Source organism: Verrucomicrobiia bacterium, from assembly GCA_019634635.1.
Taxonomy (GTDB): domain Bacteria; phylum Verrucomicrobiota; class Verrucomicrobiia; order Limisphaerales; family UBA9464; genus UBA9464.
This window is the reverse complement of sequence record JAHCBB010000031.1, coordinates 40,842-60,872: the sequence shown is the minus strand read 5'-3', so window position 1 is coordinate 60,872 and position 20,031 is coordinate 40,842. Positions and strand designations below refer to the sequence as shown.

Genomic DNA, 20,031 nt, shown 5'->3' with positions numbered 1-20,031 from the left:
AATTGTCATTGGTAGCAGGAATTTGATCGTGGGATCGGAGTCATGGAACCCGGACATATTGGGACCGCCCCGATGGCCGGTCATCGTCACCCAGGCGTTGTAGCTGCAGGCCCAATGCCGAAGGTAGGAGATGATCCGCCCGGCCCCGGCGACGCCGTAGACCGATCCTCCCCGCGCCTCCGCATGCGACCGGCCGTTCTGATCCCAACGGAAAGGTCGCCCTGTAAAGGGTTGAAAATTGGAATCCGGAATGCCATCTTGCAACCGGTGACCGTTGAGCGTCGGGCGACGAGTCAAGTCCTTGAGCTGGCTCGGAGGTTTCCGGTCGTAACCCTCCTGGGGCCGCGGCAATCGGGAAAAACAACTCTGGCCCGGCAAGGCCTGGGGTTCACCTACTTCGACCTTGAGAAGCCCTCCGACCGCCGCCTGTTCTCCGGGGTCCCGAGTTGGCACTCCGGATTTTCCCCCGCCCCTGATCCTCGATGAAGTCCATCGCCTCCCGGAGATTCTCACAATCCTGAGGGGTCGCGTGGATGAGGATCAACGGCGAAACGGCCAGTCCTTCCTGTTGGGATCGGTAAACCCGGCGTTGATCCGCGACGTCTCCGAGTCGCTGGCAGGTCGGGTGGGGATGGTGGAGTTGACGCCGTTTCTGGCGGCTGAGGTTCCAAACGTCGCCATCGAATCCCTCTGGCACCGGGGCGGGTTCCCGGATGCGTTGTTCGCCGACAGCGATGCGGCATGGGAGGACTGGGAGGATCAATACGTGCGGACGTTCGTCGAGCGGGACATGGCCCAGTTCGGTACCAAACAGTCCCCAATCCAGTGCCACACCCTGCTGGCGATGCTGGCCGGACAGCAGGGCGGTCTGCTGAACGCCTCGAGCCTGAGGCGGGCTCTGGGAATCACCCATCACACGCTCCTCAATCTTCTGGACCTGTTCGAGGCGCATTTCCTCGTCCGCCGGCTGCGGCCGTACCACGCCAATCTCGGGAAGCGGCTCGTCAAGGCGCCGAAGGTGTATGTCCGGGACAGCGGTCTACTGCACCACCTGCTGGGCGTGCGTGATGTCGAAGCATTGAAGCGGAGTGCGCAGCGGGGAGGGTCGTGGGAGGGGTTCGTCCTTGAGAACATGGTTGCCTTGGAGTCGCTGGAGTGTCCTTCGAGCCGCTTTTGGTTTCACCGCACCCACTCGGGCTCCGAAGTGGACTTGATCATTGACCGTGGGGACCGGCGGATCGGGGTCGAGATCAAGCTGGCGGCGGCCATTGGTTCTCGGGATGCGGCAGGCCTCGCTCAGGCCCTGGACGACGGCGCCATCCACGAGGGAGTCGTCCTGCACCATGGGGAACGGGAGTTCCCAGTCCGGCAAGGCATCCGGGCGCTGCCCGTGGAGCCGGTGTTGCGCGGGACCGGCAGATCGGTGCTGGAACTGTCATAAGCCCTGTCGCTTCGGCCAGTGATTGACAATAGATGTTGGCAGTCGTTACGCGCTGGGGATCTCGTACTGGCGGGATTTTCCACGCCGGGGCCGGCAACGAAGGCGGCCCGCTGGTGGTGATTCAGCCCTTGAGCGAACTCGGCAACGGCCTCCGGCCCGCGGCAGCCCGCGCACACCGCCAGGGCCAGGATCGTCAAGATCGCTGGCAGGGGATGACGCACCCCGCAGGGATCCCAAAAATCACAAACCTGCTTTCGGAAGTGTTCCCGCAGCAAGTCCAACTGGGCGGTCGGCACCGGACATGCCGGGGGTGGCGGCTTGGCGCCCGGGCCCCGCAGGTGCGCGGGCGGTCCGGGCCGGCGCAACTCCCCCAGACCCTGCCGACTCAGCGCCCGCACCCGCAGTTCCTTGGGATGCTGGGTGTCCTCATAGAAGTCCTGGCATCGGCGGGTCGAACCGCGGGTCCTGCCGAGATGCTGCCAACCCGCCGCCCGGCAGCAGGCTCCGCGCAAGCGGTCCCGCTCCACGACGCTCTCCAAACATGCCGGTCGTTCAGCTCGAACACCAACAGCTTCGGGATGCATGGGACGCTCCCCGGGGCGGCTTGCCGGGCTTGGGGACGCGGGGCATCCTGACGCGTCATCCGGCCAATGCCCGTCACCGACCACATCCGAAACAAGCTGTCGCAGGTGCCGCACCGTCCCGGCGTGTACCTGCACAAGGATCGTTTCGGGACGGTGATCTACGTGGGCAAGGCCCGCGACCTGCGCAAGCGCGTGTCCCAATACTTTCACCCGTCGCGACGCCTCGGATGGGACCTGAAGTTCAACGCCCTCGTGGAAGCCATCCACGACTTCGACTGGCATGTGGTCCGGAGCGAGCCGGAGTCGCTGCTGCTGGAGGGCAAGCTCATCAAGGAGTTCCGTCCGCGCTTCAACATTGATTTCCGCGACGACAAGCGCTTCCTGCTGCTCAAGGTCAACCTCAACGACCCCATCCCGCGCTTCACCCTGACGCGGTTGCGCAAGGAGGACGGCTGCATGTACTTCGGCCCCTTTGCCCATTCGGGCAGCGTGCGGCGCGCCCTCACACTGATGCGCCGCAAATTCCACCTGCGCGGTTGCCGGCCCCTGACGCCCGGGGAATCCGACTACCGCCACTGCCTTTACGGCAATCTCCGGCACTGCACCGCCCCCTGCATCGGCAATGTCTCGCGGGAACAGTACCTGGCCCAGGTGCGCGCCGGCATTGAGTTCCTCGAGGGGCAGACCGAGGAACTGCACCACGAACTGGAGGCCGAAATGCGGCGCGCGGCGACGGCCCTCGATTACGAGAAGGCGGCCCAATTGCGCGATGCCCTCAAGGATCTCAAGCGCACGACACAGAAGACGGAGAAATTCGAGCGCGTCCCCTACACCCTGCCGATCGCCGTCAACCCGGAATCCGACCTTCGCGAGCTCGCCCGCGTGCTGGACCTGCCGGCACCACCCGCACGGATCGAGGGCTTCGACATCTCCAACATCAGCGGGACATTCGTCGTGGCCTCCATGGTCAGCTTCTGGCACGGGCGCCCGGACCGCTCGGCCTACCGGCGGTTCCGCATGAAGTCCGTCACGCAGCAGGACGACTTCGCCAGCATGGCGGAGACGATCCAGCGACGGTACACGCGGCTGCTCAACGAGCTGCGCACCGGGCGTCCGGAACGCGGCATCGCGGGGGATGGCGAGGCGTCACCTGCCGAACTCCAGCGGGTGGTGGACGACGTCACCCGGGCGTCCCGCGGACGCCGCCTGCGCCGGGATGCCGATGCCGCGGCCGTCGCCGTTGCCGTCGCACGCCGGGCCGACCGCAATTCCGGGACCGCGCCGGAAGCGGATATCCCGTGGGTGCCGCCGCCCGGGACACGGGCGCGGCTTCCCGACCTGATTCTGGTGGACGGCGGACGCGGCCAACTCAACGCCGCGTGCGCCGAGCTGTCCGCCCTGGGACTCGGGAGCATTCCCATCCTGGGCCTGGCCAAGGAAAATGAAGAGATCCATCTGCCAAACCGCCCCGAGCCGCTGCGGCTTGGGCTCGACAGTCCGGCCGTGAAGCTTCTGCAGCGGGTGCGGGACGAAGCCCACCGGTTCGCCAACACCTACAACGCGCAACTGCGGTTGCGACGCATTTCGGAAAGCCTGCTCGACGAGTTCCCGGGCATTGGCGAAACACGGAAGCGGGCCCTGCTGAAGCGATTCGGTTCCGTCCAGCGCCTGCGCCGTGCCACCCGCGAGGAGATTGAGGAGATTCCCGGCTTTGGTGGCGCGCTGGCCGGCGAACTGCAGGCGTTCCTCGCCGCCCGGTGATCGGGCCGGATCGCTGTTGTCTCCCGCGTCGTTTCCAGATTGAAGTGCCCCTCCGGACGATCATGCTCCGCAGCGGCCATCGCATTCCGCAAAGTGACTGCCAGGATTCCCAGCAAGTCCATGCCCGTCACCTGGCGCGAGCGGCTCGCGTTCGAGATTCGGGACCACCGCTTCCGCATATGCGATGTGGTCCTTGCAGCCGCAATTCGCGGCGACCTGGAGCCCGCGCTCGACGAAACCCGCCGCCGCCTCCAGCAGGAAGCCCTTGCGGCGGCCGAGGGGCGTGAGGCCGACATCGAGGCGGTCGAAGCGTTGATGGACGAATTCCGTTACGCCCATGGCCTGGTCACCGTTGAGGAAACGGAACAATGGCTCGACCAGTTTGGCCTGACGACCGACGACCTCAGCGATCATTTCGTCCGAAGGCACTGGCGTCCGCCGGCCGGGATGTTTCCCGAGCGCGTCAAGCTATCCGACGAGGCCGTGGCAGGCGCCTGGGCGCCGGACCTGGTCCTGTCCGGAGGCTTCCACACCTTCGCGCGGCGTTTCGCCCGGGAGCAGGTGGCGCGCCTCCTGACCCCGAAGGTGGCCGGATCCGATCCCGCGCTTGTGGAGGCGTTCCGGTTGGCCCGCGGGATTGGAGCCGACGCCTTCGAAACCTGGTGTCGGAATCTCGAACTCGGTCCGGCAATGCGGGACGACGTGCTGGCGGGGCAGCAGGCGATGGAACGGGTCCGGCAGGACCTGCGGGCCCCGGCCCGGCAGGCGGAGGGCCTGCTGGAGATCCGCAGCCGCTTGGTGCGGATGGACCTGTTGGTGGCCGAGTTCGATTCGGAGACGGCGGCCCAGGAGGCCTACCTGTGCGTGACCGCGGACGGCATGAGCCTCGAGGCCGTGGCCGCAGAATCCGGCTCCCCGCTGTCCACCCGTTCAGCCGCGGTCGGCGCGTATCCCGAGTCCTGGCACCCGCACCTGGCCGGAGCCCTTCCCGGCCGAACCCTGCACCCGCCATCCGAAGGAGGACGGCATTGCGTCTGCCGGGTGTTGGATGAGGAGGAACCGGTGCTCTCCGACCCGGCCGTGGCCGACGCCGTGGAAGCGCTGCTGATGAACCGCCACCTCGGTCGCCTGGAGAAACGGGAGGTGCGGTGGCACGTCCCCATGGGGGACACCGCATGACGCCCCGGGCCGAGGAAATCCTGCGCACCACGTCCTTCGCGCGATTCCTGCAGCCGGCGCACCTCGAGGAGGTACGCGACCGCTTCCAGCTCATCCACTACGACTTCGGCGACACGATCATCCGGCAGGGAGAGGCGGCGGACGCCTTTTACGTGCTGATCACCGGCAGGGCGCGGGTGCTGAAGGAGCAGGCGGACGGAAGCGAGGTGACACTCTTCCGCCTCCAACCGGGCCACGAATTCGGCGAGAGCGCGCTGCTCCAGAGCCAGCCACGCACCACCACCGTCCGGTGCAGCACCGCCGCCGACGTCCTGCGGCTGGGCCGGGTGGATTTCCAGGAGCTGGTGGCGCGGTATCCCGACCTGCTGCACTCCCTGGAGCTGCTCTCGCGCTGGCGGGCGCTGCACAGCTTTCTTTACACGTACAGCCACTTTGGGCGCCTGCCCGCACCCGCGCTGCGAGCACTCATAGACCGGCTGAAGCCCGTCGAGTTTCCCAAGGGAGCGACCCTGATCCGGCAGGGGGATCCGGCCGGCCCGATGTACATCGTGCGGGAGGGCCGGGTGCGGATCTTTACCGGCCCCCCGGATCGCGCCGTCAATGTGGCCTTCTTCCGGGAAGGCGACTATTTTGGGGAGCTGTCGGTGCTCACCGGGGAGCCCAGGGCCGCCAGCGTTGAGGCGGCCTCCGACTGCCGCCTGCTGTCCCTGTCCCCGGAGGACGTCGCCGATCTGGATCGGCAGTTCCCTGAAATCGAACGGCTCCTCGTGGAGCGCCGCGCCCTGTACGAGGCCAAAGCCCGCGCACGGCTGCCTCTGGATTTCGCCCAGGAACTGCTTCCGGCAGGCACCGAGGAACGTCCGGAGGCCCACCCGGAGGCCGCGGACACCGAGGAGCCGTTCGCGGATGAGCGGGGGCTCTTCCGAAGTCGCAAAGGGCGGATCCGGCGGATCCCGCTGGTGCAGCAGATTGACGAGATGGACTGCGGCGCCGCCTGCCTCGCGATGGTGTGCCGGCATTTCGGGCGGCGGGTGAACCTCGCGCGCATCCGCGAGCTGTGCCACGTGGGACCGGACGGCACCAGCCTCGAGGCCCTGTGCTCGGCCGCGACGGAGCTCGGGTTGGCGGCACGCGGGGTCAAGGCGTCGCGACGCCATCTGGACCAGATGCCGCTCCCGGCCATCGCGCACTGGGAAGGCCGCCACTGGCTCGTGGTGGAGCACGTCTCCGAAACCCATGTCTGGCTGGTGGATCCCGCCACGGGACATCGCAAGGTCCCGCGGGCCGAGTTCAGCGAATTGTGGTCGGGGTACGTCGCCCTGTTTGACTACACCGAGGCGTTCGAACGGGCCCCCGAAGGCGGCGGTTCATGGGCCTGGATGCTTCCGTTCCTCGCCCGGCATCGAGGCACCTTCCTCCAGGCGCTGCTCTTGGCGCTCGCGGTGACCGCGCTGCAACTGGTGCTGCCCGTGGGCACCCAGGTGGTGGTGGATCGCGTGATCGTGGACCAGGAACTGGATCTCCTCCGCCAGGTGATCCTGGGCATGGCCGCCGCGCTGGCGGGACTGGTCGCCTGCAACCTCCTCCAGAAATACCTGCTGAGCTTCGCGACGGTGCAGGTGGACTGCGCCATCCTGGATTACCTGACACGCCGACTGCTCGACCTGCCCATGGCGTACTTCAACAACCGGCGCACCGGAGACATCCAGCGCCGGCTGGATGGCGCCCGGGAAATCCGGGAGTTCGTGGTCGAGCACGGCATCGGCAGCCTGCTGGCGCTGATCCAATTCACGGGGTGCGTGCTCCTGATGGCGCTGTACAGCATCCCGCTCACGCTGGTCTTCCTTGCGACGCTCCCGCTCTACCTCGGGCTCATGGGATTCTCCCGGCGGGTGCTGCGGCCGCTGTTCGCGCGGCTGGAGGCCAGCCATTCACGGTACAGCTCGTACCAGATTGATGCGATCAAGGGCATCGAGGCGGTGAAGGCCTCGGCGGCGGAGCCCGCCTTTCGCGAGGCCCTGCTGGCGCAGTTTCTCAGCGTGTCCCAGGGCCTGCTCCGGGGCAGCTTCATCATGATGTCCTACCAGAGCGCGATCCAGATCCTCGGATTGCTGTCGGGGGGCCTGTTCCTGTGGTTCGGCGCGCATCTGGTGGTCGAGGGCAGCCTCACCGTGGGGCGGTTTGTGGCGTTCAACACCCTGCTGGCCATGGCCGCAAATGCGATCTTCCGAACGCTCGGGGTCTGGGACCACCTGCAGTGGATGACCGTGCTGCTGAACCGCCTTGGGGACCTCTTCGAGTCCGAGCCCGAGCAGGGCCGGGATCGGTCGCGCCTCAAGCCGGTGCCGTCCCTGGAGGGACAGGTGGAGTTCCGGAACGTCGGGTTCCGCTACGGGGGGCCCGAGTCGCCGGCCATCCTCTCCGGCATCAACCTGCGGGTCGCCCCCGGCAAGACCGTGGCCATCGTGGGCCGCAGCGGCTCCGGCAAGACCACCCTGGTCAAGCTGCTGGCCGGACTGGTGCAGCCCACCGAGGGCAGCATCCTGTACGACAACGTGGACCTGCAAACCGTCAACCTGCGCGACCTGCGCCGGCGCATCGGGATCGTGCTTCAGGAGAACCACATCTTTTCGGACACCATCCTCCGCAACGTCGCCTTCGGGGACCGGGAACCGGACTTCGAGCGTGTCCTGCGGGCCACCCACCTTGCGAACGCCCACGACTTTATCTCCCGCCTGCCCCTCGGCTATGAGACGCGCATCGGCGAGTCCGGAATCGCGCTCTCCGGCGGCCAGCGGCAGCGCATCGCCATCGCCCGCGCCCTGTACCGGGACCCGCCGGTGCTCATCTTTGACGAGGCGACCAGCGCACTGGATACGGAGTCCGAACGGGCCATCCAGGACAATCTGCGACAGGTGCTGGAGGACCGGACCAGCTTCGTCATCGCCCACCGGCTCAGCACGGTGCGGGACGCCGACCACATTGTGGTCCTCGACCGCGGGCGCATCGTGGAGTCGGGCACCCATGAGGAACTGATCGCCGGGCGCGGCCTCTACTTCCACCTGTGCAGCCAGCAGCTCGCCCTGTGACCCTCCCGGCCCTCCAGTGACCCCGAGACTTTCCCAAACCCTGCCGCCGACCGATGCCACGGACTGGCTGCCCGACCAGCCGCCGCCGCGATGGTCGCGACTGGCCGCCTCGCTGCTCCTCGGCCTCTTCACCATCGCGATGATCTCCGCGTGGATGATCCGGCTGCCCGAAACGGTTCGGTGCCGGTTCAAGCTGGTGCCCGCCGGTGGCGCCGACCCGATCCAGTCCCCGGTGCAGGGCGTGCTGGCCGAGGTCCGGGTGGCCGAGGGCCAGGAGGTGGAGGAGGGATCCACGCTGCTCGTGGTCCGGTCCGACGAGGTGCTGACCTGGCAGACGGCGCTGCGCGGCGCCGAGGAGGACCTCCGGGCGATGGAGGAACGGGCGCGCCGTTCCGAGGAGGCCCACCGATCGCTGCTGGAGATCAACACCGCCGGTCACGAGCAACTGGCCCAGGAGCGCAGCTTTCGGGAGCGCTACCGGGACACCGTGAAGGATTTCGTGCGCCGGACCCGCGAACTGCGGGACCTGCTCCTGATCTCCGAGGTGGAACTGCTGCGATCCGAACTCGACCTCGCCGCCGCGGAGAAGGACCTCAACATTTCCGGTCAGTCGCTGCACAAGAACCTGCTGGAGCGGACCCGTCTCGAAACGGAACGCAGCCTGCAGCGCAGCGAGGAACTGGCGGCGATGGAGAAATTCCGCGTCATGGCGGCCAGCCTCCGCGAGCGGCTGTTGAACTGCGAATCCGGCAGCCTGCTGGTCCGGGCCCCCTACCGGGCGGTGGTCGTCGCCGTGGCCCGTCAGAATGCGGGCGGCGTGGTCCATCCCGGTATCGAGCTCTGCCAGCTGGCCCGCGTCGAGGGCACCCCTGTGGTCGCGCTCACGCTGCCGCAGGGTGGGCTGGATCAGGTCGCCCCCGGCCAGACCGCCCGCCTGTTCTTCGACGCCTTCCCCTACCAGCGCTACGGAACCCTGCCCTCGCAGATTGACTGGGTCAGCCTGTCGGCAGTGGCGTCCGCCGGGGACCTGGAATTTCGCGGACGCGCCCGCCTCGAGCAGACCGGATTCCGCGTACGGGACACCCTCATACCGGTCCGCGCGGGCATGGTGGGCGAGGCCCGCATCCGGGTGGGGGAACGGTCCCTGATCGAGTACGCCTTTGAGCCCCTCAAGGCCCTCCGCGAACGCGCACGCTGAGCCGCCGGCACGGGCCGGCCGGGTCAGCGGGCTGCAGGACGATCCAGCCAGCGGTCGAAATTCGCCGAGCGCCATTCCTCCAGCGAATCCCCGGGCAGGCGCATCCAGAGAAAGGCCGCTCCCGCATTCCGGGCGAGGACCGCCCCCCGCGACGTCCCAAGCACACTCAACTGCGTGCAGAGCACATCTGCCCGCATCCCACTCCGGGCGATGACCGTGACGAGGCTGTGGTCGGTCATCGCCTGGCCGGTTCGCGGATCCACGATGTGCGAGAAACGGCGCCCGCCCACCTCGACCCGCTGAAACGTGTCGCCGGAGGTGGCGAGGGCCTCGTTGCGGATCCGCACATGTCGAGGTGCCGGCGATCGCGGGTCGTCAAACACGCCGACCTGGACGCGCCAGCCACGGGTTCCCGGTGGCGCCCCGCCCGCAACCAGGTCGCCGCCTCCGGCAACCAGAAATCTGCGAACGCCCAAGTGGCGCAACGTCCGGGCCGCCTCGTCCAAGGCATATCCCTTGGCAATGCCTCCGAGGTCCAGACGCATTCCGGGCAGCCCCAGCCGCGCCTCCCAGACGCCGCCCGTGCGACGCAGTTCCACGTGATTCCAACCCACCGCCGCACGGGCCTGTTCCAGCCGGGATTCCGAAGGCAATTCGCGCTGCCGCCGCGCCCGCTTCCAAATCTGGACAAGCGGTCCCACGGTGACGTCAAAGGCGCCGTCTGACTCCCGGGATGCCACCGCCGCCGCCCGAAGCACGCGGGCCAGATCGGAACTCAGTGGCACCCACCGGCCACTTCCGGACGTGCTCGAAAGCCGGCTCAACTCGGAGGCTTCGTCATAGTCGCTGAGGATTCCATTCAGCGCCGCGATCCGGTCGAACGCCGCACCGGCCGCCCGTTCGGCCCGAGGCGCATCGGGTGCGTAGAGCACAATCCGGAACGGCAGCCCCATCGCGGCACGTTCGAACTCGTAACGTTCGACCGCCGCCTTCACGGGCAGGAGGGCCAGCACCAGACCGGCAAGGGCCGTGAGCCACGGACAGCGGCCCCCGCTCACAGGAGCCTCTCCCGAAGCTGCGCGACCGTTGCGGTCCCGGTGGTGCCGAGCTGATGCACCACCACGCTGGCCGCGGCCATCGCCAGCTCCATGGCCTCCACCAAACCGGCACCGGCGGCCAGCGCTGCGGCCAGGTTTGCGGTGACGGCGTCCCCGGCACCCACGATATCAATGTCGCCCCGGGCCGGAAACGCCGGCACATGGGCCGATTCCCCTTCGGGCTGCGCACCCACGATGCCGCGGTCTGCCAGGGTCACAAACGCCGGACGGGCATTGGCCCGGGCCAGGTCGGCACACGCCGCACGGATGTCCGCCAGGGCATCCATCCGACGTCCGGTCAGTGCCGCCAGTTCCTGCAGGTTCATCTTCCAGATCAACGGCGGCCACCCGGCGAGGCCCCGACGGCTGTCCCCCAGCACGGGAAGCTCCGGCCGCTCCCGGGACAGGCGGGACAGGCGCTCACGGAACCGGGTGGTGACCACTCCGGACTCCGGCACGTCCACCTGATCCATCACGATCACCCCGTCCGCCGCATCAGCCGCCGCTTCAAGGGATGCCATCAGGCGCTCCTCGAGTGCGGTCGGCGTGGGGGTCCAGTTCTTCAAATCCAGCCGGTTCAACTCACGCGGCGGATGATCCGGGGCGCAGACCAACGGCTTGGTGTAGGTGAAGGTGTGCCGCCCGTCCGCCGTGTGGAACCCCTCCAAACACACTCCGGGCAGGGCCTGAAGCGCACGGCGCAATTCCCAACCCTCCCCGTCGTCGCCACAAACACCCACCGGCACCAGCCGACCCACCCCGAGGGCTGCCAGGTTGCCCAAAATGGTCCCTGCGGCCCCCGGCTGGCATCGCACCCGCAGGATGTTGTGCACCTCAAGGCCCGTCTCAATCGAGATCTCCGATCGCGCCGGATCCAGCTCGAAATACCGGTCGAGGCAGAAGTCGCCTGCGACCAGGAGGCGCAACTGCGGGTAGCGGGACGTGAGGCTGGCAAAGCGGTCCGGAGACACGCGCAAATTGGAACACCGGACCCTGCCACAATGCCAGTCTCGGCGAGTTCCACGGGGCGGTTCTGCATTCTGCGCAGTCCACAGCAGATCTGCCTCCTGCGCCCGCCCGCGCCAGGACCTGCGGAGAGCTGCACAGACCCGCCGCTCCGAATCCAGAACGTCGTTCGAAATGGGCGCGGGGGGGGTGCGACGCAGGCCCATTGGGCGCTCGACGGGTCCCGACACCGCTTTACGATTCTCCAGGGCCGACCCCGGAGCATCCCGGGGCCGCTCCACGACTCCACGCATGATCCGCCCGCTGCTCCAGGACGACGCCCTGCTTGCCGACATCGCTGCCGCACGCGCGCTTCCCGGTCAACTCCACCTGTGGTGGCTTGGACAAAGCGGCTTCCTGATCCTGCACCAGGACCGTTGCCTGTTGCTCGACCCGTACCTCTCCGACTCGTTGACCCAAAAGTACGCGGGCACCGACAAACCGCACGTTCGCATTTCCGAACGGGTGATCGCACCGGAACGACTGGATTTTGTGGATGTGGTGACCTCCTCGCACGGTCACACGGACCATCTGGATCCCGAGACCCTCCGCCCACTGGCGCGCGTCAATTCGCGGCTGGTCCTCGTGGGTCCAGAGTCCATCCGCGGCCCGGCCCGGGAGCGCTCGGGGCTGCCCGACGACCGGATCCTGGGCCTGGATGCCCTGGAGGCGCCGACGGATGGAACCGGTCGCGTCCCCGGCGAGACCACCATTGCCGGGTTCCGGATCCGCGCGGTTCCCGCGGCGCACGAGTCGCTGGATCGCGACGCGGCCGGACATCTCCTGTACCTTGGCTATCTCATCGAGACCGGCCCCTTCACCGTGTATTGCTCCGGGGACACGGTGCTTTACCCGGGAATGGTCGCACGGCTGCGCGGTCGTCGTCCCACGGTGGCCCTGCTGCCCATCAACGGTCGGGCCCCGGAACGGCGTGTCGCGGGGAACCTCTCGGGACGGGAGGCTGCCCAACTGGCCCGGGCCATCCAGGCGGGATGTGTGATCCCCTGCCACTACGACCTGTTCGCCTTCAACACCGCGTCGCCGGACGCCTTTGCGGAAACGTGCCGTTGGCTCGGGCAGCCGGCGGCGGTGCTGCGCCTTGGCGAACGGTGGTCGGTCACCCACGTCCCGTCGCGGTGATGCGATGGGGCGGACAAAGGGCGTGGTCAAGGGCGGCGCCGCCACAGATTTCACCGTGTTCGCAACTTCGGCCGCCGGGCGAGTGGTGTCGCTGCCGGGAGATGGAGGAAATTCCAACGGGCGGGGACTTCCCGCGTTCCCTAAAGGGTTGCATCCGAGCGCAACGGGACTGAAGCGGGTCGCGGCGGAACACGACCCTGCCCATCGGGGGGAGCGGACGTGAATTCCGGCGCGTCGCGGAGTGCTGCCACGACAGCGGCGTCGGCCGCCGGGAACGCGTAGGCGTCCAATTCCGCGGCCGTCACCCAGGCGACCGCCGCGCACCCAATCGGGCGTGGCTCACCCTCCATGAGCGAGCACACGTAAAACCGAAGGCGCACCGTCCGTTCCGGGTAGGCGTGGGTGACTTCGGAAACCAGACGGCCCACGCGAATCGCAATCCCAAGCTCCTCGCGCAGTTCGCGGACGAGGCACGACTCCCAGGTCTCTCCGGGTTCCCGCTTTCCCCCGGGGAATTCCCACAACCCGCCAAGGTGGGCGCCCTCGGGCCGCTGCGCGATCAGCAGGCGTCCGGCGCGGAACACCAATCCCGCCGATACCGGGATTGCCGGGGAACCCTTCATCCAGGCCAGAACTCTGAACCCGCGGCTGCTCCCAAGGGTCACCGGCCGCGGCCGATGCTCTTGTAGATGAACCCCAGGCGCTCCATTTCGTCCGGATCGAACAGGTTGCGACCGTCAATGACGATGGGGGTGTTCATCACACGGCGGGTGCGGGCGAGATCCAACCGGGTGAATTGCGGCCATTCGGTGGCGATCACCAGGGCATCGCAACCCTCGGGTACGTCGTCCTGGGCCTCCACGTAGGTCACCTGGGCTCCTTCCGGGAGCAGGGCCCGAGCCTTCTCCATGGCCTGGGGGTCATGCACCCTCAGGTGCGCACCGTCCCGGAGCAGGCGCTGGCACACTTCGATGGCCGGCGAGGTGCGCACATCGTCGGTGTTCTGCTTGAAGGCCAGCCCCAGGACCCCGATCTGCTTGTCCTTCACGACCCAGAGCGTGTCGGTGATCTTCTTGAGGAAGCGGTCCATCTGCCCCTCGTTGATCCGCTGCACCTCCCGCAGCAGCCGGAAGTCGTACCCGAGCTGGTTGGAGATCTCGATAAACGCGGACAGGTCCTTGGGAAAGCAGGACCCTCCGAACCCGAGGCCGGCCTGCAGGAACCGGGTGCCGATGCGAACGTCCAGGCCCATGCCGCGGGTCACCTCCTGCACATTGGCCCCGGCGGCCTCGCAAATGACCGACAGGGCGTTTGCATAAGAGATTTTCAACGCCAGGAACGAGTTGGCCGCATGCTTGATCAGTTCCGCGGAATTGGTGTCGGTGACGATGATCGGCGCGCCAAACGGTTCATAGAGCTCGCGCATTGCCGTCACTGGACGCTGGCTGCCCACGCCAATCACAATCCGGTCGGGCTTCATCAGGTCCTCCACGGCGAAGCCCTCCCGGAGAAACTCCGGATTGCTCACGACATCGAACTCCACGCGTGCCTTGCAGTAGCGGCGGATGGTCTCCGCCACCTTCTCCGCCGTTTTCACCGGCACCGTGCTCTTGTCCACGATGATCCGGTAGGCGGTGAGCTGGGAGGCAATTTCGCGGGCGACCCCCTCGATGAAGCTGAGGTCCACCGAGCCGTCGGGCTGGGGCGGTGTGGGCACCGCGATGAAAATGATGTCGGCATCGGCAACGCCCTCGGCGGTCGAGTGGGAGAACCGCAGGCGGCCCGCGGCCACGTTGCGCCCGACGAGCTCCTCCAGGCCCGGCTCATAGATCGGGATGCCGCCCTGCTGCAGCAGTTCGATCTTCTTCGGGTCCTTGTCCACGCAGATCACCTGGTGGCCCACCTCGGCAAAGCAGGTGCCGGTGACCAGGCCAACGTATCCGGTCCCGATGATCGTGATGCGTGCGCTCTTCATGAATTGGAAATGTCAGCCCGGACCGGAGTGGCGCCTGGCACCCCGGCGCCGGGGAAATCACGGCACCAGAGTCCCCGGATCCGCCGACACCGGCGGGGCGACCACCCGCACCTCGTTGGTGGATACCAGGGGCACATCCAGTTCGGGATGCGCCGCAAGCAGCCGGCCGCGGGCGGCTGCTGCGAGCTCCTGGTACCCGACCGCGTAGGGGTCCTTCAGGATGTCCTCGAGCAGTCCGAGCGCCTGCGAAGGCTGGGTCCCCTCAATGAGGCGGGCCTTGGCGAGGCGCGCCTGCAGCGCGGGAGCACCGGAAGGAAACAAGCTGATGACCCGGTCATAGGCGGTCACCGCGTCCGAGGCCCGGCCCTGGGCGTCCAGGCTCGAAGCGACCCCCAGCAGCGCGCTGCCCAGCAGGGGCCCGTTCGGCTGGGCCTCCTCGACCGCGGCAAACTCGCCCTGGGCCTCCGCAAACTTCCCATCGGCAAACAACTGGCCGGACGCCAGCAGGCGCGCCTGAACGGCCGGGCGTGTGCCGGCGAACCGCCGGCTCAGGTCCAGGAGCTTCTGAGGATCCAGGGGCGCGGGTTCCTGACCGGGGCCGGTCGGGGGCGTCAGGGCCAGCAACGCCGCGGAGGCGGAGGTCGCCACCGAATGCCGACGCGCCCGCACCACCATCAGCACGATCACCAGCACGCAGACGATGCCGAGCGTGCCCAGAATGCGAACCCGGTTGAGCTCAAACCAGGTGACCAGATCGAATGGGGGCTCGGCACCCGCGGCCGGGGCATGCGGGGACGGCGTAGGCATCTGCGAACTCATAAAGCGCAGCGGATCATTCGGGGGAGAAGTCAAAAAACAAGGGGTAAAGCAGGTGAAGTCCTGCATTCCCCGTTTGAAATCGGGGCCCTGCCTATTTGAGGGTGCCCGGGTGTCCGGGGTCGTACTCAACGCAGCGTCGCTGCTGGTCGCGGCGCTGTGGGGTGCCGGGTTGGGCGGCACCCTGTCCGCCCGCCGCCAGCATCAGGTGAGGCTCCTGCTCACCGTCCTGACCGTCCTGACCGGACTGGCCATCATGGTTTCCGTCCTCCCCATGCGACCCGCGGGAGCGGCATGGCTTCTGGTCATGGGGATTGCCGGACTCGGCCTCGGCAGCTTGATCGGGCACCTGTTCGGATTCCAACGCCGCCTGTCCGCACTGCTCGCATGGGCCAGCGCCGGACGTTCGCCTGCGGGCACGGGCTTTCCCGCCGAGGCGGTGATCTTCGCGGTCAATCCCCTGGGCCTGGCCGGGTCCGTTCTCGCCGGCTGGACCGGCGACTGGCGCCTGCTGGCCCTGAAAAGCCTGCTCGATGCGCTCGCTGCCCATGGCATGGCCGCCGCAGGCAGCCGGACCGTGGCCCTCGCCGCAATCCCGCTGCTGGCACTGCAGGGGACGCTGGCCGTGGCCGCAACGGCCGCGAGCCGCAGATTTCCCGACCCGGCCCTCGGCGCCGCCCTCGCGATCGCCGCCGGTCTGATTCTCCTCACAGCCGTCCCCGTGGTCCTGGGGGTCCGACGGGTCCCGCTTGCCAACTACCTGCCGTCCCTCGCGCTGACGCCGCTCCTCGCCATGATCTGGCGATGAGTCGGGCCCCATCCGCTCACGCCACCCCGGAGGCCCCTCCCCGACCCCGTCGCCTGGCCGAAAGGGCCAGCATTGCCAGGATCGCAGCGAAGGGCAGCAGCGAGAGCAAATTGGCGTACGGCCCGGACAGGAAGGGATTGTGCTGCGCCGACCAGGAGGTGATGGCCCGGTCGGCGTTCTCCAGGACGCCGGCCATGAACGCGATGACGATGCCGGCAATGCTGCCTCCGGCGATGTACCCGGAAGCCATCAGCACCCCGGGCGAGCGGTCACTCTCGGCGGCGATCTCCTCCGGCCCCAGGCCGGCATTGACCAGACGCGGACGCTCCCGCCGGTCCACCCACCACCGGATCGCGCCTCCGGCGAAGATGCCGAGGGACACCGACACCGGCAGATATACCCCGACGGCAAAGGCCAGGGAATTGATTCCCGCAAGTTCCAGCGTCAGGGCGATCATGACCCCGAGGATCACGAGTTCCCAAGGCAGCTGGCGGTCCAGGATACCCTTGATGATGTAGCTCACGAGGACCGCCTTGGGTGCGTCGAACTTGCGCACCGCCGAGCCGTCGGGGCGTTCCGTGTACGTTCCGTTGATTCCCGGATCCACCAGCCAGACCGGAGTTCCGCTGGCGTCCACAAGGAACTTCCGGGCCGATCCGGTGGTCATGTCCTGCCAGACGAAATACTCCTGCAGGTCGTTGGACGCCTGGGGACCGGTCCGTCGCTCCCTCGGAAGCGACGGCAGCCGTTCTGCCGGCACCCGCAGCGACGGAGCCACCTCCATGGCGTCCACGTAGGTGATCGCGCTGCGGTTGAGCCCGAGCAGGATCGGCCCCAGGGCCAGAGCAGACACCAGGGCTCCGAGGAGGATGGCGATCTGCTGACGCCGCGGGGTCCCGCCCACCAGGTAGCCGGTCTTGAGATCCTGAGAGGTCGTGCCGCCGTTGGAACAGGCGATGCAGACGATCGCCCCCACGGACAGTGCGGTAACGTAGTACGCCTTGCCGGTCCAGCCCACCGCCAGGAAGGCCAGGCAGGTGACCAGGAGGGTGGCGATCGTCATGCCGGACACCGGATTGGACGAGGACCCGATCTCACCGGTCAAACGCGAGGAGACGGTGACGAAGAGGAAGCCCAGAAAGACGATGAGGGCCGCCCCCAGAAGGTTCATGTGCAGGGGGGGCGCGAGGGTGATCGCCGTGAGCAGGGCCACGATGCCAATGCCCACCCACTTGAGCGGCAAATCCTGAGCCGTGCGCCGGGTGCCCACGCTTCCGTTGCGGCGGGCGGCCGCCAGGTCAAGCACCCCGAGCTTGATTCCGTGCCAGATGGTGGGCAGGGAGCGCAGCAGGCTGATCAGGCCACCGGCCGCCACGGCCCCGGCCCCGACGTAGAGGATGTAGGCGCCACGGACCTCGTTGGGGGACATCTCGCTGATCAACCGGGTCCCCGGAGCGAGCACCTCGCCCAGATCCTCCCCGAAAAACTTGATCAGTGGAATGAGCACCAGGTAGCTGAGGAAACCGCCCGCCGCCATGATGCCACCGATGCGCGGTCCGATGATGTAGCCGACACCCACCATTTCCGGGGAGACTTCCACGCCGACGGACCCGCCGCGCAACGGGGCGCCAAACACACGTTCGGGGACATCCTTCCACAGTTTGAACGCCACATTCGCCGTCTTGTAGAGCAGACCGATCGCGAATCCCGCCAGGATCGTGCGGGCGTCAATCCGGTGTCCCTCCCCTCGGCTGACATGGGCCGGATCCGCCGCCTCGCGCGACTCGTGTCCGGCACCGGCCTTCAGAACCTCCGCGCACGCCGTTCCCTCGGGATACTTCAACAGTCCGTGCTGCTGCACGATGAGGGCCCGGCGCAGCGGGATCATCATCAGGATGCCCAGCAATCCGCCCAGCACCCCCACCAGCAGTACGCGACTGATCTCCAGATCAAATCCCAGGATCAGGATGGCCGGCATCGTCACGCCGACGCCGAAGGCGATGGATTCACCAGCGGATCCCGCGGTCTGGGCGATATTGTGCTCCAGGATGGTGGCATCGCGCCCTCCCAGGCGGGACCATACCTTGAAGAGCGCAATTGAGATGACCGCGACGGGGATGCTGGCGCTCACCGTCAGTCCGACCTTGAGGGTGAGATACAGGGAGGACGCCCCAAAGACCACGCCCAGGAGCGTTCCCACGATCAGAGAACGGACCGTGAACTCCCGCAACGACGTCTGGTCCGGGATGTAGGGTCGGAACGGGACTTTCGGGGCGGCGGCCATGTCGGCGCGCACCCTGCCGAATCCCCCCCGGTCAGGCAACGCAGGCGATGCCCGCTCCACTCCGCCCGATCCATCCCGCGCGTGCCTCCGAACCCTCAGCGGGAGGACCTCGCGGACCGCATTGATTGTGCCGCCGTGCTCGCGGCGATCAACGGTGATGGAGCGGTCTTGCGCGGGCGAAGCCACCCGGCGGATAGTGCAAACTCAATTTCGACAGCACCATGACACCACATCTGCCCCGGCTCCTCACGTCCGCGTGCCTCGTTCTCTGCGCCATGCCTGTCTCGGCACAGGAGTGGCCGGAATGGCGTGGTCCGACGGCTCAAGGCCACGCCCGAACCGCCGGCCTGCCGGTACGCTGGGGGGAGTCCAGCAACGTGGTCTGGAAGACGCCGGTGCCGGGACGGGGGTGGTCCTCACCCGTCCTTGAAGGCGGTGAGATCTGGCTCACCACGGCCATCGAGCGTGCGGCCCGTCCGGAGGACGCCGAGCGCCGGGCGAAGGCCAGCAGCAACCGTCAGCCCCTGACGGTCCTGGACCACCTGGAGCTGCGGGCGATCGCACTGGACCGGAACACGGGCCGCCTGAAGCACGATGTGCTGCTCCTGACCGAGAATGAGCCCCAATTGATTCACGAGCTGAACAGCTACGCCTCACCCTCTCCGGTGCTTGAGGATGGCCGGCTGTATTGTCACTTCGGGACGTTCGGGACGGCCTGTGTGGACACCCGCACCACCCGCGTGCTGTGGACCAACACCTCGTTGCGGATCCAACACGAAAACGGGCCGGGAAGTTCGCCGGTGGTCTGGCAGGATCGGCTTGTCGTTCACCTCGATGGCAGCGATTCCCAATCCATCGCGGCGTTGGACACACGGACCGGTCAAACGGTTTGGCGGACGGCCCGTTCCGGGGCACTGCGTGAGAATCCGCAGACGCGAAAATCCTACGCGACACCGCTCCTCCTCGAGGTGGCGGGCCGGGTGCAGCTCTTCTCGGCGGGTGCGGACTGGCTCTTCGGATACGATCCCCAGGACGGCCGCGAGCTGTGGAAGCTGGGTTTTGGCGCTCCAGGATACTCGCTGTCCTCCCGGCCGGTCGCCGGTGGCGGACGGTTCTTCACCAGCACTGGCTTCGACGAGCCGGCACTTCTGGCCGTCGGCTATGCGGCGGGGCGGGATCCGGAGATCCTGTGGCGGTATTCCCGGGGTGTTCCGACGATGTCCTCCTTGTTGCTGGTCGGGAAGGAGCTGTATTTCGTGAGCGACTCTGGGGGGATCCTGACCTGCCTGGATGCCGCCTCCGGCAGGGAGCACTACCGCGAGCGGCTGGGGGGAAACCACAGCGCCTCACCCATCCTGGCGGACGGCAGAATCTACCTGCCCAGCCGGGAAGGAATCACCTCGGTGATCACACCAGGCGTCTCCTTCGAGCTGATCGCCCAAAACCAGCTGGACGGCCGGATCATGGCGTCGCCGGCGGCCGTCGACGGAGCGCTCTTTGTTCGAACCGACACGGCCATGTATCGCATCGGGCAGGCTTCCCCCTGAAGGCTTGAGGCGCACCCCGCTTGATGGTGGCCGGAGATTTTGGGGTGACAACGAACGCTTCCAAACACGGCGTCGTTTGACCGACGCATCGAAGGGGCCCTGTTTTC

Annotated in this window: 14 protein-coding genes; 8 read left to right on the top strand and 6 right to left on the bottom strand. The window is 67.5% G+C overall.

Annotation, left to right across the window (positions count from 1 at the left end):
- Positions 1-403 precede the first annotated feature (403 nt).
- From KF791_16945 to KF791_16925, 5 genes are all read left to right on the top strand, one after another.
- Positions 404-1,441, top strand: coding sequence for a DUF4143 domain-containing protein (locus tag KF791_16945; protein ID MBX3734265.1), 1,038 nt, complete (start codon positions 404-406; stop codon positions 1,439-1,441).
- 650 nt (positions 1,442-2,091) lie between these two features.
- Entirely contained in the window at positions 2,092-3,786 is a 1,695-nt protein-coding gene (locus tag KF791_16940) for an excinuclease ABC subunit UvrC (GenBank protein ID MBX3734264.1), read from the top strand.
- 93 nt (positions 3,787-3,879) lie between these two features.
- Positions 3,880-4,965 carry a hypothetical protein gene (locus tag KF791_16935; protein MBX3734263.1) on the top strand — a complete coding sequence of 362 codons (1,086 nt, stop codon included), beginning with the start codon at positions 3,880-3,882 and terminating at the stop codon, positions 4,963-4,965.
- Positions 4,962-8,054, top strand: coding sequence for a peptidase domain-containing ABC transporter (locus tag KF791_16930; GenBank protein ID MBX3734262.1), 3,093 nt, complete (start codon positions 4,962-4,964; stop codon positions 8,052-8,054). The genes KF791_16935 and KF791_16930 overlap by 4 nt, the downstream gene beginning before the upstream one ends.
- Before the next feature lie 16 nt (positions 8,055-8,070).
- The gene (locus KF791_16925; GenBank protein ID MBX3734261.1) at positions 8,071-9,252 is read left to right on the top strand and encodes an HlyD family efflux transporter periplasmic adaptor subunit; all 1,182 of its coding nucleotides are present in this window, start codon (positions 8,071-8,073) and stop codon (positions 9,250-9,252) included.
- Between the two features lie 23 nt (positions 9,253-9,275).
- Here the strand turns inward: KF791_16925 and KF791_16920 are convergent, their stop codons facing one another.
- Both KF791_16920 and KF791_16915 read right to left on the bottom strand, forming a co-directional pair.
- Positions 9,276-10,310: an FAD:protein FMN transferase gene (locus KF791_16920; protein ID MBX3734260.1), complete on the bottom strand. Its 1,035-nt coding sequence runs from the start codon at positions 10,308-10,310 to the stop codon at positions 9,276-9,278.
- Complete coding sequence (locus tag KF791_16915; protein MBX3734259.1) at positions 10,307-11,320, bottom strand: carbohydrate kinase; 1,014 nt, start codon at positions 11,318-11,320, stop codon at positions 10,307-10,309. Before KF791_16915 ends, KF791_16920 begins: the two co-directional genes overlap by 4 nt.
- Before the next feature lie 286 nt (positions 11,321-11,606).
- On the opposite strand from KF791_16915, the gene KF791_16910 reads away from it, so the two are divergent.
- Positions 11,607-12,494, top strand: a complete 888-nt coding sequence (locus KF791_16910) for an MBL fold metallo-hydrolase (protein ID MBX3734258.1) — start codon at positions 11,607-11,609, stop codon at positions 12,492-12,494.
- A 140-nt stretch (positions 12,495-12,634) separates the two neighbouring features.
- On the opposite strand, the gene mutT is transcribed toward KF791_16910, so the two are convergent.
- Genes mutT through KF791_16895 form a run of 3 tightly spaced genes read right to left on the bottom strand, consistent with a single transcriptional unit; the run spans position 12,635 to position 15,276 of the window.
- Positions 12,635-13,117 (bottom strand): 8-oxo-dGTP diphosphatase MutT, encoded by a 483-nt coding sequence (gene mutT, locus KF791_16905; protein MBX3734257.1) that lies wholly within the window; start codon positions 13,115-13,117, stop codon positions 12,635-12,637.
- 38 nt (positions 13,118-13,155) lie between these two features.
- Entirely contained in the window at positions 13,156-14,469 is a 1,314-nt protein-coding gene (locus KF791_16900; protein MBX3734256.1) for a UDP-glucose/GDP-mannose dehydrogenase family protein, read from the bottom strand.
- 57 nt (positions 14,470-14,526) lie between these two features.
- Positions 14,527-15,276, bottom strand: a complete 750-nt coding sequence (locus KF791_16895; GenBank protein MBX3734255.1) for a tetratricopeptide repeat protein — start codon at positions 15,274-15,276, stop codon at positions 14,527-14,529.
- Positions 15,277-15,397: 121 nt separating this feature from the next.
- On the opposite strand from KF791_16895, the gene KF791_16890 reads away from it, so the two are divergent.
- Positions 15,398-16,093: a DUF554 family protein gene (locus KF791_16890; protein ID MBX3734254.1), complete on the top strand. Its 696-nt coding sequence runs from the start codon at positions 15,398-15,400 to the stop codon at positions 16,091-16,093.
- Positions 16,094-16,109: 16 nt separating this feature from the next.
- Here the strand turns inward: KF791_16890 and KF791_16885 are convergent, their stop codons facing one another.
- Positions 16,110-18,377, bottom strand: a complete 2,268-nt coding sequence (locus tag KF791_16885; GenBank protein MBX3734253.1) for an oligopeptide transporter, OPT family — start codon at positions 18,375-18,377, stop codon at positions 16,110-16,112.
- Positions 18,378-18,652: 275 nt separating this feature from the next.
- On the opposite strand from KF791_16885, the gene KF791_16880 reads away from it, so the two are divergent.
- Positions 18,653-19,924 carry a PQQ-binding-like beta-propeller repeat protein gene (locus KF791_16880; protein MBX3734252.1) on the top strand — a complete coding sequence of 424 codons (1,272 nt, stop codon included), beginning with the start codon at positions 18,653-18,655 and terminating at the stop codon, positions 19,922-19,924.
- The last annotated feature ends 107 nt before the right edge of the window (positions 19,925-20,031 follow it).